Origin of the sequence: Tepidiforma bonchosmolovskayae (assembly GCF_008838325.1) — a bacterium.
GTDB lineage: Bacteria > Chloroflexota > Dehalococcoidia > Tepidiformales > Tepidiformaceae > Tepidiforma > Tepidiforma bonchosmolovskayae.
In genome coordinates, this window is the sequence record NZ_CP042829.1 from 2,642,692 (window position 1) to 2,659,612 (window position 16,921).

The 16,921-nt window shown below is 67.9% G+C and carries 14 protein-coding genes and 1 other RNA gene; 5 read left to right on the plus strand and 10 right to left on the minus strand.

The features are described 5' to 3' along the window. Window positions 1-35 precede the first annotated feature (35 nt). The 4 genes from Tbon_RS13135 to Tbon_RS13150 all read right to left on the minus strand — a co-directional run bounded on the left by Tbon_RS13135 (window position 36) and on the right by Tbon_RS13150 (window position 4,975). Window positions 36-1,034 (minus strand): polyprenyl synthetase family protein, encoded by a 999-nt coding sequence (locus Tbon_RS13135; RefSeq protein ID WP_158068113.1) that lies wholly within the window; start codon window positions 1,032-1,034, stop codon window positions 36-38. Then, window positions 1,031-2,956 (minus strand): 1-deoxy-D-xylulose-5-phosphate synthase, encoded by a 1,926-nt coding sequence (gene dxs / locus Tbon_RS13140; RefSeq protein WP_192498001.1) that lies wholly within the window; start codon window positions 2,954-2,956, stop codon window positions 1,031-1,033. Before dxs ends, Tbon_RS13135 begins: the two co-directional genes overlap by 4 nt. A gap of 107 nt (window positions 2,957-3,063) precedes the next feature. Continuing rightward, window positions 3,064-4,311, minus strand: a complete 1,248-nt coding sequence (locus tag Tbon_RS13145; protein ID WP_158068115.1) for a sensor histidine kinase — start codon at window positions 4,309-4,311, stop codon at window positions 3,064-3,066. 1 nt (window position 4,312) lies between these two features. Continuing rightward, window positions 4,313-4,975, minus strand: coding sequence for a response regulator transcription factor (locus tag Tbon_RS13150; protein ID WP_158068116.1), 663 nt, complete (start codon window positions 4,973-4,975; stop codon window positions 4,313-4,315). A 173-nt stretch (window positions 4,976-5,148) separates the two neighbouring features. On the opposite strand from Tbon_RS13150, the gene Tbon_RS13155 reads away from it, so the two are divergent. After that, entirely contained in the window at window positions 5,149-6,249 is a 1,101-nt protein-coding gene (locus tag Tbon_RS13155; RefSeq protein WP_158068117.1) for a class I fructose-bisphosphate aldolase, read from the plus strand. Window positions 6,250-6,336: 87 nt separating this feature from the next. On the opposite strand, the gene Tbon_RS13160 is transcribed toward Tbon_RS13155, so the two are convergent. Both Tbon_RS13160 and Tbon_RS13165 read right to left on the minus strand, forming a co-directional pair. Continuing rightward, entirely contained in the window at window positions 6,337-7,107 is a 771-nt protein-coding gene (locus Tbon_RS13160; RefSeq protein ID WP_192498002.1) for a winged helix-turn-helix transcriptional regulator, read from the minus strand. Window positions 7,108-7,383: 276 nt separating this feature from the next. Continuing rightward, a complete protein-coding gene (locus Tbon_RS13165) occupies window positions 7,384-8,187 on the minus strand; it encodes a sigma-70 family RNA polymerase sigma factor (protein WP_158068119.1) in 804 nt (267 codons plus the stop codon). Between the two features lie 467 nt (window positions 8,188-8,654). Here Tbon_RS13165 and Tbon_RS13170 point away from each other — a divergent pair, with 467 nt between their 5' ends. The 4 genes from Tbon_RS13170 (at window position 8,655) to ssrA (ending at window position 12,177) form a co-directional block, all read left to right on the plus strand. Further along, the gene (locus Tbon_RS13170) at window positions 8,655-9,848 is read left to right on the plus strand and encodes a hypothetical protein (RefSeq protein WP_158068120.1); all 1,194 of its coding nucleotides are present in this window, start codon (window positions 8,655-8,657) and stop codon (window positions 9,846-9,848) included. Window positions 9,849-9,939: 91 nt separating this feature from the next. Then, window positions 9,940-11,256 (plus strand): S41 family peptidase, encoded by a 1,317-nt coding sequence (locus Tbon_RS13175; protein ID WP_158068121.1) that lies wholly within the window; start codon window positions 9,940-9,942, stop codon window positions 11,254-11,256. A 68-nt stretch (window positions 11,257-11,324) separates the two neighbouring features. Continuing rightward, window positions 11,325-11,777, plus strand: coding sequence for an SsrA-binding protein SmpB (smpB, locus tag Tbon_RS13180; RefSeq protein WP_158068122.1), 453 nt, complete (start codon window positions 11,325-11,327; stop codon window positions 11,775-11,777). Window positions 11,778-11,817: 40 nt separating this feature from the next. After that, window positions 11,818-12,177: a transfer-messenger RNA gene (gene ssrA / locus Tbon_RS13185) on the plus strand. A gap of 93 nt (window positions 12,178-12,270) precedes the next feature. Here the strand turns inward: ssrA and ispG are convergent. The 4 genes from ispG to Tbon_RS13205 all read right to left on the minus strand — a co-directional run bounded on the left by ispG (window position 12,271) and on the right by Tbon_RS13205 (window position 16,888). Beyond that, window positions 12,271-13,443, minus strand: coding sequence for a (E)-4-hydroxy-3-methylbut-2-enyl-diphosphate synthase (gene ispG, locus Tbon_RS13190; protein ID WP_158068123.1), 1,173 nt, complete (start codon window positions 13,441-13,443; stop codon window positions 12,271-12,273). Between the two features lie 102 nt (window positions 13,444-13,545). Then, window positions 13,546-13,992, minus strand: coding sequence for a hypothetical protein (locus Tbon_RS13195; protein ID WP_158068124.1), 447 nt, complete (start codon window positions 13,990-13,992; stop codon window positions 13,546-13,548). Next, window positions 13,980-14,261, minus strand: a complete 282-nt coding sequence (locus Tbon_RS13200; RefSeq protein ID WP_158068125.1) for a hypothetical protein — start codon at window positions 14,259-14,261, stop codon at window positions 13,980-13,982. The genes Tbon_RS13195 and Tbon_RS13200 overlap by 13 nt, the downstream gene beginning before the upstream one ends. Before the next feature lie 245 nt (window positions 14,262-14,506). Continuing rightward, window positions 14,507-16,888 carry a heavy metal translocating P-type ATPase gene (locus Tbon_RS13205; protein WP_158068126.1) on the minus strand — a complete coding sequence of 794 codons (2,382 nt, stop codon included), beginning with the start codon at window positions 16,886-16,888 and terminating at the stop codon, window positions 14,507-14,509. Window positions 16,889-16,921 lie beyond the last annotated feature (33 nt).

Sequence of the window (16,921 nt, forward strand, 5' to 3'; positions counted from 1 at the left end):
CGGTGGGGCCATCCGCCATGGTCGCAGCCCGGACGCTATCGGTCACGCTCGACGATGAGCCGCCCGAACTCGTGCAGGCGCTCTGCCGCCCCGGCGGCGAGTCCCGTCGCGGCGAGCAGCGCTTCCGCCTCCCTGGCGAGTGAGTTCGCAAGTTCACGGGTCCGCTCCCGGGCGCCGGCCTGTTCGAGCAGCTGCACAATCCGCGCGGTGTGGGCCGGGTCATCGGCTGGCGAACGGTACAGCTCCCGGAGCTCCTCCCCTGCGCCGGTCGCCATCGCGAGAACGACCGGGAGCGTTTTCTTACGCCGGACGATATCGCTCGAGGTTGACTTTCCGGTCGCAGATGCGTCGCCCCAGGCCCCGAGGTAGTCGTCGTGCACCTGGAATGCGATGCCGAGCCGCTCGGCCCACTGCCGCAGCCGCTCTACCTGCTCAGGGGGCGCACCGGCAAGCGCGGCACCGATGCCCGCTGCCGCCCCGAGAAGCGCGCCGGTCTTCCCGGCGACCATGTCGAGGTACTCGGCCTCCGTGACGTCGGACCGCGATTCGAATGCGAGGTCGAGCCACTGCCCGGCGACCATCCGCTCGACCGCTTCGAAGAGCATCGCCAGCCCCACCTGCGCCCCTGGCGCCCGGCTCCCTGCAAGCTGCCGCAGCCCGCGCGTGTAGAGGAAGTTGCCGAGGTTGATCGCCTGCGCCTCGCCGATGAGCTGCCACGCCGTCGCCCGGCCATGGCGCAGGAGGTCACGGTCCTGGATGTCGTCATGGACCAGCGAGAAGTTGTGCACCAGCTCCACGGCGACCGCGCCGGGCAGCGCGTCCCCGGGGCCGGCGCCGCAGGCGGACGCCACTTCCATGCACAGCAGGGGCCGAAGCCGCTTCCCGCCGGCCGCCGCCGGGGATCCGTCGGTCGACTCCCATCCCATGACGTAACGGGACAGCCGCAAAAGCTCGGGAGGGCCATCGGCAAGTGCAGCCCGCAGCGCCGCATCGAGCAGCGGCAGGTGGTGCGCCAGCGGCCCGGCGCTGCTCATGCCAGCGAAGGCGTCGGTGCAGCGGCGTGGCGGCTCGCTCCGCGTCCGGCGAGGGCCTCGCGCGCCGCAGCAGCAATCCCTTCGGCATCCAGCCGGTACAGGTGCCGCATGGTTGCCTGGGGGCCATGGTCAACGATGGCGTCCGGCATCGCCAGTGCGCCGAGGTACCGGTCGGCCAGCCCGTGGTCAGCGAGCAGCTCCAGCACAGCGTCGCCGAAACCGCCTGCGCGGACGTTCTCTTCGGCCGTGATGATGCCGGCCGTCGTTTGCGCGACTCCAAGGAGCAGCTCCTCGTCCAACGGCTTCGCGAAGCGGGCGTTCACAACCGCCGCATCGATGCCCTCCGCGGCGAGCAGCTCAGCCGCTTTGAGGCACTCCGTCACCGGGGCGCCGAAGCCGACAAGCGCGATGTCCCGCCCCTCGCGGAGCAGTTCGCCCTTGCCGACAGGGAGCGCCTGCATCGGCAGGTTCGTCGGCGCACCGGGCCCGCTGCCGCGCGGATAGCGTACGGCGAAGGGGCCGTTATGCTGGATGCCCGTGTACAGCAGGTCGCGGAGCTCACGCTCATCCTTCGGTGCGCTCACGACCATGTTCGGCAGGCAGCGCATGTAGCTGATGTCGATAAAGCCCTGGTGCGTCTTGCCGTCGTCTCCGACGAAGCCGGCCCGGTCCATGGCGAACACCACGGGCAGGTTTTGGACAACCACGTCATGGACCACGGAGTCGTAGCCGCGCTGGAGGAACGTGCTGTAGATGGCCGCAATCGGCCGGATGCCCTGCGTCGCCAGGCCGGCAGCGAAGGTCACCGCGTGCTGCTCGGCGATGGCGACATCGAACACGCGGCCCGGGTGCCGGGCGTGCACCGGGGCGAGTCCGGTTCCCTCCAGCATCGCCGCCGTGATGGCCACCACGCGCGGGTCCGACTCAATCAGCTCCTGCACGGCCTGTGCGAACACCTGGCTGTACGTTGGCCGGGGTGGCGGAGCGGAGGGGTCCGTCTTCTTCAGCCAGTACGTGCCGCTGTGGCTCTTGATGGGGTCTGCGGCCGCCTCGGGCACGCCGTGCCCTTTCTCCGTGAGGACATGGAGCAGGACCGGCTTCCCCTCGACCTTCTTGATCGCCTTCAGGGTCGCCTCGAGCTCCCGGATATCGTGGCCGTCGATTGGCCCGTAGTACTCGAAGCCGAACTGCTCCCAGAAGCTGGCAGGCACCAGGAGGTCGCGGACGCTCGCCTTCACCCGCTTGGCCCCTTCCCACACCTGGCGCCCGAGCGGAAGGTGCTCAACGAGCTCGCCGATTTCCCGCTTGGCGTTCCGGTAGAGCGGGTCCACGCGGAGTTTGTTCAGGTTGCGGCTGAGCGCGCCGACGTTCGGCGAGATCGACATCGCGTTGTCGTTGAGGATGACGATGAGCCGGTGCAGCCCGAGGTGCCCCGCGTGGTTCATGGCCTCCAGGGCCATGCCGCAGGTCATGGCGCCGTCACCGATGACGGCGATGGTGTAGAAATCCTCGCCCTTCAGGTCGCGCGCCACCGCCATCCCGACGGCAGCGGAGATCGACGTTCCGGCGTGCCCCGCGCCAAAGACGTCGTGCTCGCTCTCTTTCCGGTCCGCGAAGCCGCTCAGGCCGCCGAACTGCCGGATGGTATGCATCCGGTCCTTGCGCCCGGTCAGGATCTTGTGGACATACACCTGGTGGCTGACGTCCCAGATGATCTTGTCTTTCGGCGAATCGAAGAGGCGGTGGAGGGCGAGGCTCAGTTCCACGACGCCGAGGTTCGACGCGAGGTGCCCGCCGCCGCCGATGCCGTCCACGGTCCGCACGAGGAAGTCGCGAATCTCCTGCGCCAGCGCCTGCAGCTGGTCGTACGTGAGTGCGCGGAGGTCCCGCGGGCTGTCGATCCGGTCCAGTAGCTGAGCCACGTCATGCTCCTCCTGACAAACCAGTAGGCCACGGCGCCTGGCCATGTGCCGTACGGGGGCTTACGCGCTTGCGTCTGCAGGCGAACCTACCACCGGCGGGGCCCCGGTCAAGCGGGCCTGCCGGGCTCCCAGCGGAGCGTGCTCGACCGCAGCCGTCCGGGCTCCTCGGCGCCCGGTGCGGGCGCTTTCGGCAGCTCAATCCAGAATGTGCTGCCAGTTCCCGGCGCGGAACGCACCCCGACGTTCCCGCCCATAGCCCGGATGAGCTCCTGTACGATCGCCAGGCCGAGCCCTGTCCCACCCTCGCGGCGGCTGCGCCCTTTGTCGACCCGGAAGAACCGGTCGAAGATGTGCGGGAGCGCCTCGGCCGGAATCCCGGGCCCGTTGTCTTCAACTTCGACTCGCCCGGAGGGCCCCGCGTCGAGGAGCCGAACGGTCACGGTCGCCCCTTCGCCGGAGTACTTGATCGCGTTATCGACCAGGTTCAGCACGCAGCGGTGGAGGAGGTCCGGACTGGCCAGCACCTCCGTGTCGGCGCGTGCGTCGAGCCGGAGGGCAACGCCGCGGCTCGCAGCCAGGGGCTGGAGTTCCGCGATCACGTCTCCAGCGATGGCGCCCAGGTCGACCGGCTCGCGCTCGACCCGCGCGCCCTCCTCGTTCGTGAGCAGGAGGAGGTCCTCGCTCAGCCGGGTAAGCCGTTCCGTTTGCGACTTGATGGTGGCGACCAGCTCGCGGTACTCCTCGAGTGTCGCATCCGGGTCCATCTCGGTGACTTCGATGTTTGTCCGGATGGCCGCGAGCGGGGTGCGCAGCTCGTGGGAGGCGTCCTGCACGAACTGTCGCTGACGCTCGAACGACGCCTCGAGGCGGCCGATCATCGAGTCGAAGGTCTCGGCCAGGGCCCACAGCTCGTCGCGCGGTCCCTGGTAGTTGATCCGCCGGCTCAGGTTGGTGGCACTGATCTCGGACGCCGCCTGCGTGATGTCGCGCACCGGACGGAGGAGCACTCCCGACAGGACATAACCGCCGATTCCGGACGCGAGCGCCAGTCCGACCACCGAGACGAGCGACCAGTACTGCAGGCGGTCGAGGCTGTGCGAATAGATGCCGTCCTCAACCTCGCGCAGGGTGTACGACTCCGTCTCAATCGGGACGATGATCGCCTGGGCTGGGCCGGTCCGCACTGGCGTGTAGACCACGTCGCTGGAGCGTGAGAGTTCGAACACCGGGGGCTGGTCGAGGCGGACGGCGAGGTTGAGCGCGACCACGAAGGCCACGCCAAACACCAGGAGCAGGCTGGAGTACCAGACGGTCAGCCTGAACCGGATGCTCCGGAAGAACGGCGGCAGTCGCACCCTAGAGGACGTAACCCTTTCCGCGGATCGTTTCGATCAGCTGTTCTTCGAACCCTTCGTTCAGTTTCCGCCGGAGGTTGTTCATGTGCACCTTCACCGTCTGCGTGAAGGGATTGGCGTGCTCGTCCCAAATCTTCTCGAGGAGCTCCTCCTGCGGCACGGCCCGCCCCTCGTTCCGAGCCAGATAGTAGAGGAGGGCAAACTCCTTCGGCGTCAGGTGGATCTCCTTGCCGTCGCGACGGCACCGGTTGGTGTTGGGGTCGAGTTCGAGGCCGCGCGTCTCGATAATCGGCTCACGCATCGCGCCATCCCGCCGGGTGATGGCACGGATCCGCGCGGCGAGTTCGCTGAACGCGAACGGCTTGACGAGGTAGTCGTCGGCGCCCTGGTCGAGCCCCTCGATCCGTTCCCTGATCGAGCTGCGCGCAGTCAACATAATAATACCGCCCGGGAACCGCTCCTCGCGCAGCCTGCGGCACACTTCGATCCCGTCGACCCGCGGCAGGTTCAGGTCGAGGCAGATGACGTCGTAGTTCGTCGTCGCGGCCATCTCGAGGGCCTCGGCCCCATCCCGGGCCACGTCGACTTCGTACCCCTGCTTGATGAGCCCGCGTTCGATCGCGCCTGCGATTGCTTCCTCGTCTTCAACGACCAGCACGCGCATCGCCGACCCTCCTGCAACTCGTGGTGCTTCTACCGTAGCGCAACGAAACCAAGGCGAAGGTAAAGGAATCGCGGAACCGCATGGTGCCGGGGCGCGTCGAGACGACTGGCCGATGCCGGCGCGGTATCATCCCCGTGGCGGCTTTCCGCCACATTGACCCAAGGGGACAACGTATGGTTCTCGCAGAACGCCCGACCCGCGAACTCTCCCTCTCCGACATTGCCGACATCCTCGGGGACGACGCCCGGTCCCTGCTCGAGCACCGCTGCGAAGGCATCCCTGCCTCCTCGCTCCACCTGCCCGGTCCTGATTTCGTGACCCGCGTCTGGGCACAGTCCGACCGGTCGCCGCAGGTCCTGCGCAACCTGCAGGCAATTCTCGACCACGGCCGGCTCGGCGGCACCGGCTATGTCTCGATCCTGCCGGTCGACCAGGGCATCGAGCATTCGGGCGGGGCGTCGTTCGCCAAGAATCCGGCGTACTTCGACCCCGAGAACATCGTGCTCCTTGCCATCGAGGGCGGCTGCAACGCGGTCGCGTCGACGTTCGGGGTGCTGGGCGCAGTGGCGCGCAAGTACGCCCACCGCATCCCCTTCATCGTCAAAATCAACCATAATGAGCTGCTGACTTACCCGAACAAGTACGACCAGATCATGTTCGGGACCATCAAGGAAGCCTGGAACCTCGGCGCCGCGGCGGTCGGCGCGACGATCTACTTCGGTTCAGAGGAGAGCTCGCGCCAGATTGTCGAAGTTGCCGAGGCGTTCGCCTACGCGCACGAACTCGGCATGGCGACTGTCCTCTGGTGCTACCTGCGGAACCCCGGTTTCAAGGTCGACGGTGTTAATCACGAAACCTCGGCCGACCTGACCGGCCAGGCGAACCATATCGGCGTCACCATCCAGGCCGACATCGTCAAGCAGAAGCTCCCCGAGCAGAACGGCGGGTACAAAGCGCTCAATCAGAAGGGAAGCTACGGCAAGTTCGACGAGCGCATGTACACGAAGCTCACCACCGACCATCCCATCGACCTGACGCGCTACCAGGTCGCCAACGGGTACATGGGGCGGGTCGGCCTCATTAACTCGGGCGGCGCCAGCTCCGGGGAGAGCGACCTCAAGGAGGCCGTCCGGACCGCCGTCATCAACAAGCGCGCCGGCGGCATGGGCCTCATCAGCGGCCGCAAGGCGTTCCAGCGGCCGATGAACGAAGGCATTGCGCTCCTCAACGCCATCCAGGATGTCTACCGCTGCGAGGGCGTCACTATCGCCTGAAGCTCCGGGCAAGGGCCTGGATGCGAGCGGCCCCGGCAGGTTCTGCCGGGGCCGCTGTCCTGGTGCGCTGTCGCGGACGCGCGGGCGTCAGGCGGCCTCCGTGGCGCGCACCACGTCACGCCGGTTGCTCCGCCGCTCGAGCATGTAACCGAATCCGCGGACGTTCACGATGTAGCTCGGCTCGGCGGGGTCGTGCTCGACCTTCCGGCGGATGCGGCGGATGTAGACCTTGACGATCTCCTGGGCCTCCCGCTCCGAGTACGTGTAGTCCTGCACGGCGCGGAGGATTTCAACCGGGCTGACCACCTTGCCCGCATTCTTCGCGAGGTACGCGAGGATCTTGAATTCCGTCGGCGTCAGCGGGATGGTCTCGCCGTTACGCACGGCCTGGCACCGGTCAAAATCCAGCACCAGGTCGCGGACGGAGATGGTGCTGGGGCCCTCCTCTTCGGGCTCCGCCTGTGCCGCCATCTTCCGACGCATCATGGCCCCCAGCTGCGCGTGGAACATCTCGGGCCCGTCGGTGTCGCGCAGGCAGACGTCAGCGCCGGCTTCGAGGGCGAGGCTCAGCCCATGGGGGTGCGGGCCCGGCGCGACCACGATGACCTGCGCTTTGCAGGCCCGGGCGACCTGGCGGACCAGCGCAATGTCTTCGTCGTGCCGCGGGTCGATGGCCAGCACCACGAGGTCCGGGTCGAACTGCGCGAGCAGCCGTTCGGTTTCGCGGTCGTGCGGACGTTCCGTTGTCGTGAACCCGTGGCGCGCAAGCGACGGGAGCACGTCCGCGGAGCGGTAGTCGCGCGTGTGAGTCACAAACGCGACCTGGCTCCGGAAGCCGTCGTTGAAGCGGTCCGCCATTCCATCACCCCCAGGAGGTCGTTCCCGGCCGGTTCGCGGGCCCCGGCCGGGCATCGCTGCACTGTTGAGCCCCGGCGGCGCGGGCCGTGCGGCCGGCGCGCGACAGGTGCTCACTCTCTATCTTCGGCAGGTGCGGCCCGGCTAATAGGGGTCTGGCCGGTGAACTGTGCCCTTGTTCGCACCCGTTTCGCAACGGAGCGCCAAACAGCGTGCAGCGGGGCCGAAACGCCGTCCCCGGCATCCCGGCCCCGCTGGATAGTCGACCGCCCTGGCCGTTCAGGCCGCTTCGCGCAGCAGTGCCCTCCGCAGTCGCTTGACCGCCTGCGCGTGGAGCTGGCTCACCCGCGTCTCCGAAACCTGGAGTACTGCGGCAATGTCGCGCATGGTCAATCGCTCGACATAATAGAGACTGATGACCAGGCGCTCCCGCTCCGGGAGGGCCGCCACGGATTTCGCGAGCTCTTCGTACAGCTCCTTTTCTTCGAAGGAGCGGGTGAAATCGAGGTCTTCTTCTGCGGTGGGCATCTCGGCCGCAGGGAACGAGTCGCCGTCGTCGTCCCGCTCCAGCATCCGGTCCAGCGAAACCGTCACCCAGCGTGCATGCGAGGTCGCCTCACGGTACTGCTCGACCGAGACGCCCATGTGCTCGGCGGTCTCAGCTTCGGTCGGCGTGCGGCCCAGCAGCACTTCGAGTTCGGACTGGGCCCGCTGGACGTCCCTGGCTTTCTGCCGCATCGTCCGGCTCAGGCGGTCCATCCGCCGGAAGGCGTCGATCATCGCGCCGCGGATGCGCTGGACGGCGTAGGCGTGGAAGTTCGTGCCCTTCGACGGGTCGTATCGGCGGACCGCTTCGACCAGCCCGCAGGTCCCGTATCCGACCGCGTCCTCGAACTCCAGCAGCCCCGGGATTTCGAGCGGGAGCGTCCTGGCCACGCGGCGGACCAGCGGCGCATACTGCATAACAAGGCGCTGCTGCTCTTCGAGCGATAGGCGGTTCGGCTGCGCGTCCCCGCCGGGTTCAGGTTCCTGGTTGACTGACGGCCATTGCATTTTCTTGCTCCCCCGAACAAGCACCCGCATCGCAACCCTGTGTGCCTTGGTTGTCGAGCGGATGCGCCGATTGTTCAGGCCCGGCTGGTGACAGAACAACGCGCGGCTCGTGACGTGCCGGTGGTGCTTCGGTGACAACTGGCGACATAAGGGTTTTGCCCGGGTCGAACGCGGGGAAACCCTGCCAGGGACCGGGCCCGGGGCGCCGCATCCATGGGAGTCGAAGCACGGGCGTCCGCGCGGCAGCAGGCCGCTCCAGCGAAGCCGCTTCCGCGCACCCTTTAACGAGGACCACGCGGTTACGGGGATGCCGCTCACTGAGGGCCATCGCTTGCGCGGTCCTCCGCTCCCCCGTGTCCCCCGTGCAGGAGCGGCTGCCGCTGGCTGCCGGGTCCCGATCGAACGCAGCGCGGTGCTTCACTGCATAACTTGTATAGTGCGAAGTTCGTCCCGGGACTGGCTGCGCCCCTTCGCGGCGCCCGCGTACCCTGTCCTCCGTGAGGCTTGTCACGGTTTCGAGCATCGGCACGGTCGCCATCAACGAAAACGACACGCGGGAAGCGCGGATTGTCGTCACCCGCGGCGGAAACTGGCCGGCCGTGTCGTCGCGCGGCGAGCTGGCCCTGCCGGTCGGGGCAACGCAGCCGGGCGAAACGGCCCACGTCCGTCTTTTCTCGGCCGATGCACCGGGCGCAGCAGCCGGGGTCCCCGGCTCAGAACTGGCACCGGGGCACGGCGTTGCGCCGGGGCTCACCCACTACGTCTACTGGTCGCCTGCCGGGACGAACCTCCTCATCGTCCAGCCCGCGGACGGCGCGCTCGAACTCCGCAGCTGGAGGCCGGGGACGCCCGGTTCGCAGCGCCTGTTCGCCGGGGCACCCATCTTCCCCGCGTTCGACGACACCGGGTCGCGGTTGGCGGTTCACCACGGCGGCCCATCGGGAGCACGCCTCGTCGTCCTGGAGCTGCTGGACGGGGCGCCGGCCCGTGTTTGCCTGGTCCAGCAGGGCGTCGGCGGATTCGGAGCACCGGCCTTCTGCGGAGATGGCCAGGTCGTTACCTGGGCCGAGCCCGCTGGCGGTGGAGGGGTGCGTCTCCGGGCGGCAGACGTCGGTACGGGCCGCACCTTCCCGGGCCCTGCATTCGAAGGAACCGTCCGGTTCGTCCCCGGCCCGGTCCGGAATCATGTGCTCGTCGCGGTCGGCGAACCCGGTGCCCCCGCGATGTACGGGCGGCTCGTGGCCTGGGAACCGGGCGCCCCGACGGTCCGCATGCTGTACCGCGGGCGATTCCTTGCTGCCTGGGCGAGTCCCGCGTCTGCCCGTGAGCTGGTTGCCCTGGCCCTGCCCGGATTCTCCCCCGAAAGCCGGGTCCAGCCTGCCTTCATCGATGCGCGGGGGCGGGAGCTCGGCCGGCTCGCGCCGTTCGTGCCATCCCCGCCGATGCAGCTCGCGCTCGCCTTCTTCGATCAGTTTGGCCGATCACACGGCCCCTGGTCGCCGGGCGGCGACTGGTTTATCGTCGGCGGGCGCGCGGACACCGATGGACCGTTCGCCCTGTTCGGGCCGCCCGAACCCGACCGGGTCCTCGGCGTCGTAGCCGCGGAGATTGACGCCCGCCCCCTTGCCTGGCGCGTGCTTGCGGAGGGTGTTGCGGGCTGGCTCGCTGGCGCTGCGCCGGGTCGGGCGTAAACCTCCGGTAATCGCCAAATTGAAGCGCCGGAAGCGGCGCCTGTACACTCCCTGTAACTCCGTCCCCGCGCTCGGCGCGAAAAGGACCCCTATGGATATCCCCCGCGAATCCTCACGCCCGGGCGGCGAACAGATCGCTCGCGCGGCCGTGGCCGTCTTCCTCCTCCTCAGCATGCTCACACTGTCCTTCGGCCTCGGCTATGCGGTCCATGACCTGACCACGGACGGGTCCGGCCCTGTGCAGTCCGCACCACAGGCGGGAGCCGCCAACGGAAACGACCCGATTGGCGCCGCCATCATCGACGAAATCGTGCAGTTGCTGGAGACACGTTACGTCGACAAGGCGACCATCGACCCGGAAAAGCTCCGCGAGGCCGCCATCGACGGCATTATCCGCTCCCTCAATGACTCGCACACCGAGTACCTGACGCCCGCCGAACTCGCGGCCGGGGCGCTTGACCTGTCGTCGAGCTACGACGGCATCGGTGCAACGGTCTCGGACCGCAGCGGCGCGATTACCATCGTGGCGCCCTTCCGCGACTCGCCGGCCGAGAAGGCTGGAATCCGCGCCGGGGACATCATCCTCGAGGTCGATGGCGTGTCCACGGAAGGCTGGACCCAGACGCAGGCAGTCCAGGTCATCCGCGGGCCGTCGGGCACGCAGGTGACGCTGAAGGTGAAGCACACTGACGGCACAATCGAGACCATCACCATCACCCGGGGCAATATCCCGCTCGAGAGCGTGTTCCTCGAGCCGAACCTCGAAGTTATCCCGGGCGAAAGCGGCACGAAACTGGTCGACCGCAACGGCAAGGAAGTGACCGACATCGCCTACGTTGCGATCACGCAGTTCCACGACCGCACCCTGAACGAACTGCGCACGAAGCTGAAGGACGTCGAGGCGCGGGGCTACAAGGGCCTCATCCTCGACCTGCGCGGGAACCCCGGGGGTCTCCTCCAGGCGACCGTCGACGTGGCCGACGAGTTCCTCGACGGCGGCGTCATCCTGTCGGAGGTCGACGCCGACGGAAAAACGCAGAGCTGGAATGCCCGTCGCGGCGGCATCGCGACGAAGATCCCGGTCATCATCCTTCAGGACCAGGGCAGCGCCTCCGGGGCGGAAGTTCTCGCTGCAGCCCTGCGGGATAACGGCCGCGCAAAGATCGTCGGCACCCGCAGCTTCGGCAAGGGGACGGTCAACCAGCTGCAGGAGCTGAAGAGCTGCGGCGACCCCAAGGGGTGCGGTGCCCTGTACATCTCGGTTGGGCGGTGGCTGACGCCGAAGGGCGACCAGATCGAAGGGCTCGGCGTCAAACCAGACATCGAGGTGCCGATGAGTTATGACGATTACGTCGACCAGGGCGACATCCAGCTCTTTAAGGCAATCGACCTCCTGCGCGGGAACTGACCTCGCGGTAGACTGGGATAGCATCCAGCGGGCCCATCGCCGATGGGCCCGCTGCGTTTCACCCAGACATGTCCGACGCAACCATTGCCCAGAACCGCCGCGCCAGGCACGACTACGAAATCCTCGCCCGCTTCGAGGCCGGTATTGTCCTGACCGGGAGCGAGATCAAGTCAGTCCGGGAACACAAGGTGCAGCTGCAGGGCTCGTACGCCCGGATTAAGGACGGCGAGGTCTGGCTCATCGGGGCACATATCGCCCCGTACCGGAACGCGGGGTACGCGGCCCACGACCCGACCCGCGACCGCAAGCTCCTCCTCCACAAGCAGGAGATTCGGCGCATCGCCCGGATGGTCGAGGAGAAGGGGCTCACGCTGGTCCCGCTTTCGATGTACTTCAAGCGCGGCAAGGCGAAAGTCGAGCTGGGTGTGGGCCGGGGCCTGAAACGGTACGACAAGCGGGAAGCGCTGAAGCAGCGAGACCAGCAGCGCGCGCTCCAGGAGGCGCTCCACCGGAGGCGGTAGTCCCCAGGGGCGAACAGCTGTGCTATGATGGGGGCATCACGGGGACGAAAGGATTCGACAGGAAGCCAGGTAGCCGGATAGCAGGCCGAGGTTGGCTGTCACCCTCGTTAATCAGGCGGCCAAAAATAAACGGCAACACTCGCCAACTCGCTCTCGCCGCTTAGTGCGGAGCCGTCCTCCCCAGGGCCCGGCCTGGTAGCACTGGGGTAGGGCGTCACCAAAGCCAGGCTGCCGCGGGCTGACGCCGATACCGCCCGCGAAAGACGCATCGGCTGGCCGGAGAACGTGGGGACCACCACTGCAGTTCCCCGGCGAGACCTCTATCGGTGGGAAAGCCTGTAGGATAATCCGGAGCCGACCTTCTCTGGACCGGGAGTTCAACTCTCCCGCGTCTCCACCAACGACACCACAACGGCCGGGGCAGCTGCCCCGGCCGTCGTCGTTCTGCTCCAGGGTACCGCCCTGACCGCGGGCCCAGGGGGGAGCCAAGGAGTCAGCTTGTAGGTGATGCCGCGGCCGCCCGCTTTTCGGCGATGAGCCGGTCGAGTTCCTCCTTCAGCCGGTCGAGGACGGTGTCGTACGGGAACGCGCCGAGTTCTTCTTCGCCGCGCTTCAGATTGACGAAGGTGGGGGCGCACCAGAGACCCAAATCCGCATCGTCGGTCTCGCCCGGCCCGTTTACCCGGCAGCCCATCACCGCAATCGTTATGTCGTATTCCTTCGCGTAGGCGGTCATCTCCTTCACCTTGAAGGCGAGGTCGACGAACGCCTCGTTTTCGACCCGGCTGCAGCTCGGGCAGCTGATGATGTTCAGCCCGCCCTCGAGGAACTGCGGCACCGAACGGAACCGCCCGGCCTCCACGTCCGCGATGATCTGCCGCCCAACTTCCACCTCGCGCCACTTCTCGGCGAACGGCAGCGTCAGCGAAACCCGGATCGTGTCGCCGATGCCGCGGGACAGCAGCTGTTCGAAGGCGATGCGCGTCTTGATCGCGCCGTCCGGCAGCATCCCGGCCTCCGTCACGCCGAGGTGGAGCGGCACCTCAGGACGAATCGCCGCGAACCGCACGTTCGCCTCGATGACCTTCCGGGGGTCCGAATCCTTCAGCGAGACGACGTAGCGGTCGAACCCGAGGTCGTCGAGGATGGCGCAGTGCTCGATGGCGCTTTCGACCATCGCCGTCACGCCTTCGAGGCCCGGCGGGTCCGCGCCTTCGAACTTCGCGTCCATCTCCGGGTCGACCGAGCCGCAGTTCACGCCGACCCGCACGGCGAGGTCGTGGCGGGCCGCCGTCTCGGCGATGAAGGCCACCTTCTCCCGGACGGTCTTCTGCTTTTCGTGATGGTGGAGGTGCCCCGGGTTGTACCGCACCTTGTTGACGTGCGGCGCGACCTGCGTGATCAGCCGGTAGTTCTCCTGCAGGTCGACGACGAGGTTCGCCTCCGGCACGCGGGCACGGATTTCGGCGAGGGCCGCGACATCCTTCGCGCTGTCGACCGCGATGCGGACCAGCCCGGCGCCCGCTTCGTGCAGCATCTTCGCCTGCGCTGCCGTCGCCTCGATGTCCGTCGTCCGCGTGGCGCACATCGATTGGACGACGATCGGGTTCCCCCCGCCGATGATGACCGTACCGGCCCGGACCGGCCGGGTATTCGCACGCTTCATACTCCCAGTCTATCAGCGGGCCGGTGAACGCGGCGTGAGCGGAGCAGGCCGCCGTGCGTCGGCACCCGTCGGCGGCCCGCCCCGCTCGCGGTCGCGCCTTGGCTAAGGCTGCGCGGGCGCCGACCCGATCGCCCAGCCGGTCGCGACGTTCCGCGCGTAGGTCGCGTGGCAGGCGCGGTAGGTCTCGAAGACGGAGGCCGCCTGCTCACGGGATGGCACCCCGCCGAAGGTGTAGCGCAGCTGGTTGTCTTCCCACCAGGTATCGGAGACCCAAATGCCCTGGTCGGTCAGGCACTTCCGCTCGGCCTCGATGGCGGCGACGTACTCCTCCCGCGCCACCTCCAGGTCCGCGAGGGCGCCCTGCTGCTCCGCGGGCGCTCCCTCGAGCACCCACTGCCGTTCGCCGGCAGGAATCAGGGCGGCATCGGTCGCGCGGCCGTCGGCGGTCGAGAGGGTCCCGGCGACGAAGGCCATCGCGAGAGCAGCCAGGCCGGAAATGGCGATGGTCAAGATGCTGCGGTCGGTGAAGCACCGCTTCAGGGAATCCATGTGTACTCCTCCTGTCCCCACCCGTAACCGGCAACGCCGATCTGGTGGCGGGTGAACGCCTCGCTGATCGCGAGGCCTGTGCTGTCGCTCACGTATGTCGAGCCGTACTTGTACGAGTTCGCGTACCAGTTCCCGCCGTACTGGTAGCTCAACTGGACGGTGGTCACCACCGCGCACGACGACGCAGCCGTACTTGCGACAGCGCCGACGCCCTGCCAGTTGGTCGTCCCAGACCAGGGGCAGTTCCACGAATCAGTGTTGACCGTCATGGCCGCTGCCAGGCCAGTAAGCCCCAGCCCGGCGACGGCGGCGAGAAGGGCGGCGGTCAGTCGAGAGCGCTGGACCCGTGTCTGTCTGTCTGTCTGTCTGTCTGTCTGTCTGCCTGGGTCATTCACGGAAATCGTGCTCCTTTCCGCGAACCGTGCCGTGTCCGCAGCCGGATGTTACCGGACAGACGATTCATCACGTCAATAGCATTTGCGATGATTTTACAATCGGCTCCCGGCGCCGGACCTCACTGGTGCGGGCTGGCGTGGCTTTCCGGACCGCTCCCGGCGTTGCCGAACCAGCCCCGGTCGATGCCGGTGAACACGACGAGCGGCACGACGAGCAGGACGAACGCCGCCGCCATCGCGATGACCGGCCCGCGGTTCGCCTGGAGCACACCCTCGACGGGCGCCGTGTATTCGTTCCCGGCGGCGCGCGCCAGCGCCCGCGCCTTCGTCCGCAGCCGCAGGCTGTTCGCCATCACACTCACCGAGCTCAGCGCCATCGCTGCGCCAGCGAAAAGGGGATTGAGCAGCCCGAGCGCCGCGACCGGCAAAGCCACCACGTTGTAGCCGAAGGCCCAGGCCAGGTTCTGCTTGATGGTCGTCAGCGTTTCCCGCGACAGCGCGATCGCTTCAGCAATCTTCGCCACGTCGCCATGCAGCAGCGTAATGTCGCCGGTTTCGATAGCGACATCGGTGCCGTTGCTCATCGCAATCCCGACATCGGCCTGCGCCAGCGCCGGGGCGTCGTTGATGCCATCCCCCGCCATCGCCACCGCGAGCCCCTGCGCCTGCAGCTCGCGGACGTACGCGAGCTTCTCCTCCGGCCGCATCCCGGCCCGGAATTCGTGAATGCCCACCTGCGCCGCCACCGCTGCCGCGGCGCGCTCATTGTCGCCCGTCAGCATGACCACCCGGAGCCCGAGCCGATGGAGGGCCGCGACGGCCCGCGCTGCGTTTGGTTTCACCTCGTCGAAGAGGCCAAGCAGGCCAGCGACCGTCCCGTCGACGGCGACCAGGGCCACGGTCCGGCCCGCAGCCTCCAGCTCTCCGATGCGGGGCTCCAGCGGCCCCATGTCATAGCCAAGCTCGGCGAACATCCCGGGGTTCCCCACCTGCACGAGGCGGCCATCGACCATCGCCTGGACCCCCCGGGCGGTCAGCGCCTCGAACCGGGTGGCGGGCGGAACCTCCAGCCCGGCCTCAACGGCGGCATCAACAACCGCCCGGCTGAGCGGGTGCTCGCTCGGCGATTCGGCCGCGGCCGCCAGGCGGAGCAGCTCGTCCCGGCTCATCTCACCAAGGGGCACAACGTCGCTGACCTGCGGGCGGCCTTCGGTCAGGGTACCGGTCTTGTCGAGGACCACGACATCGAGCTTGCGTGACCGCTCAAGGACTGCCGCGTTCCGGATGAGGATCCCGCGCGACGCCCCGAGTCCGGTGCCGACCATGATTGCCGTGGGCGTCGCGAGTCCAAGCGCGCACGGGCAGGCGACCACCAGCACGGCCACCGCGGCGGTCATTCCCTGCTGCCACTCCCCGGCAAGGAGTCCCCAGGCGAAAAACGTGACGCCCGCGAGGAGGATGACCACCGGGACGAAGACGGCTGCCACCTGGTCAACCAGGCGCTGAACCGGCGCCTTCGAGCCCTGCGCCTCCTCGACGAGCCGAACGAGCCGCTGGAGGGCGGCATCGGCTCCTACGGCCGTTGCCTCGATCGTGATGGCGCCGTGCTGGTTGATGGTTCCGCCAATCACCCGGTCGCCCGGCTTCCGCTCGACAGGCACCGACTCCCCCGTGAGCATCGACTCATCGACCGCCGAGAATCCGTCCACGACAACGCCGTCGACCGGGATGCGCTGGCCGGGGCGCACGAGCAGGCGGTCGCCGACCTGCACCGCATCGAGTGGCACCTCCATCTCGGCACCGTCGCGGAGCACAGTTGCGGTCTCCGGCGTCTGCGCGAGGAGCGCGCGGATCGCCTGCGATGCGGCACCTTTTGACGTTTCTTCGAAGTACTTGCCCATCGAAATGAAGAGCAGCACTGCGGCGCTCACGTCGAAGTACATGTGCGTATCGAACTGCCCCCGCAGAACCACCCATGCGCTGTAGCCGTACGCCACGCTCGTCCCGAGCGCGACGAGCACGTCCATGTTTGGGTTCAGCTGCCGAAGCCCGGCCCACGCACCCCGGTAGAACCGCCAGCCCAGGCCGAACTGCACCGGCGTTGCCAGGACAAGGACAACCCAGGCGTGGAGCTGCGGGTCCCCGAACAGGTGGAGCCCGGCGATGTCCATCGCCATGGCGAGAATGACCGCAGGCACGGCGAAAACCGACGCCCCAACGAGCTGGACGAGCGTCCCTTTCGCCTGTTCGGCCGGGTTGGGGCGCTCTCGATCGGTGAGCGGCCGCGCGTGGTAGCCTGCCTTTTCGACAGCCTCAATGAGCGCCTCGACCGGCACTGGCGCACCGAGGGTCACGCGCGCTGTCTCGGCCGCGAAGTTCACGGCGGCGGTTTCCACACCCTCCACCCTGCTCAGCGCGCGCTCCACTCGCCGGACGCACGAGGCGCAGGTCATTCCGGTCACGCTGAGCGTCACCGCCTTTTCTTCACTTGCAGCGGCCATCTCAAACCTCCCGCGGAGCAGGGGCGAACCGGG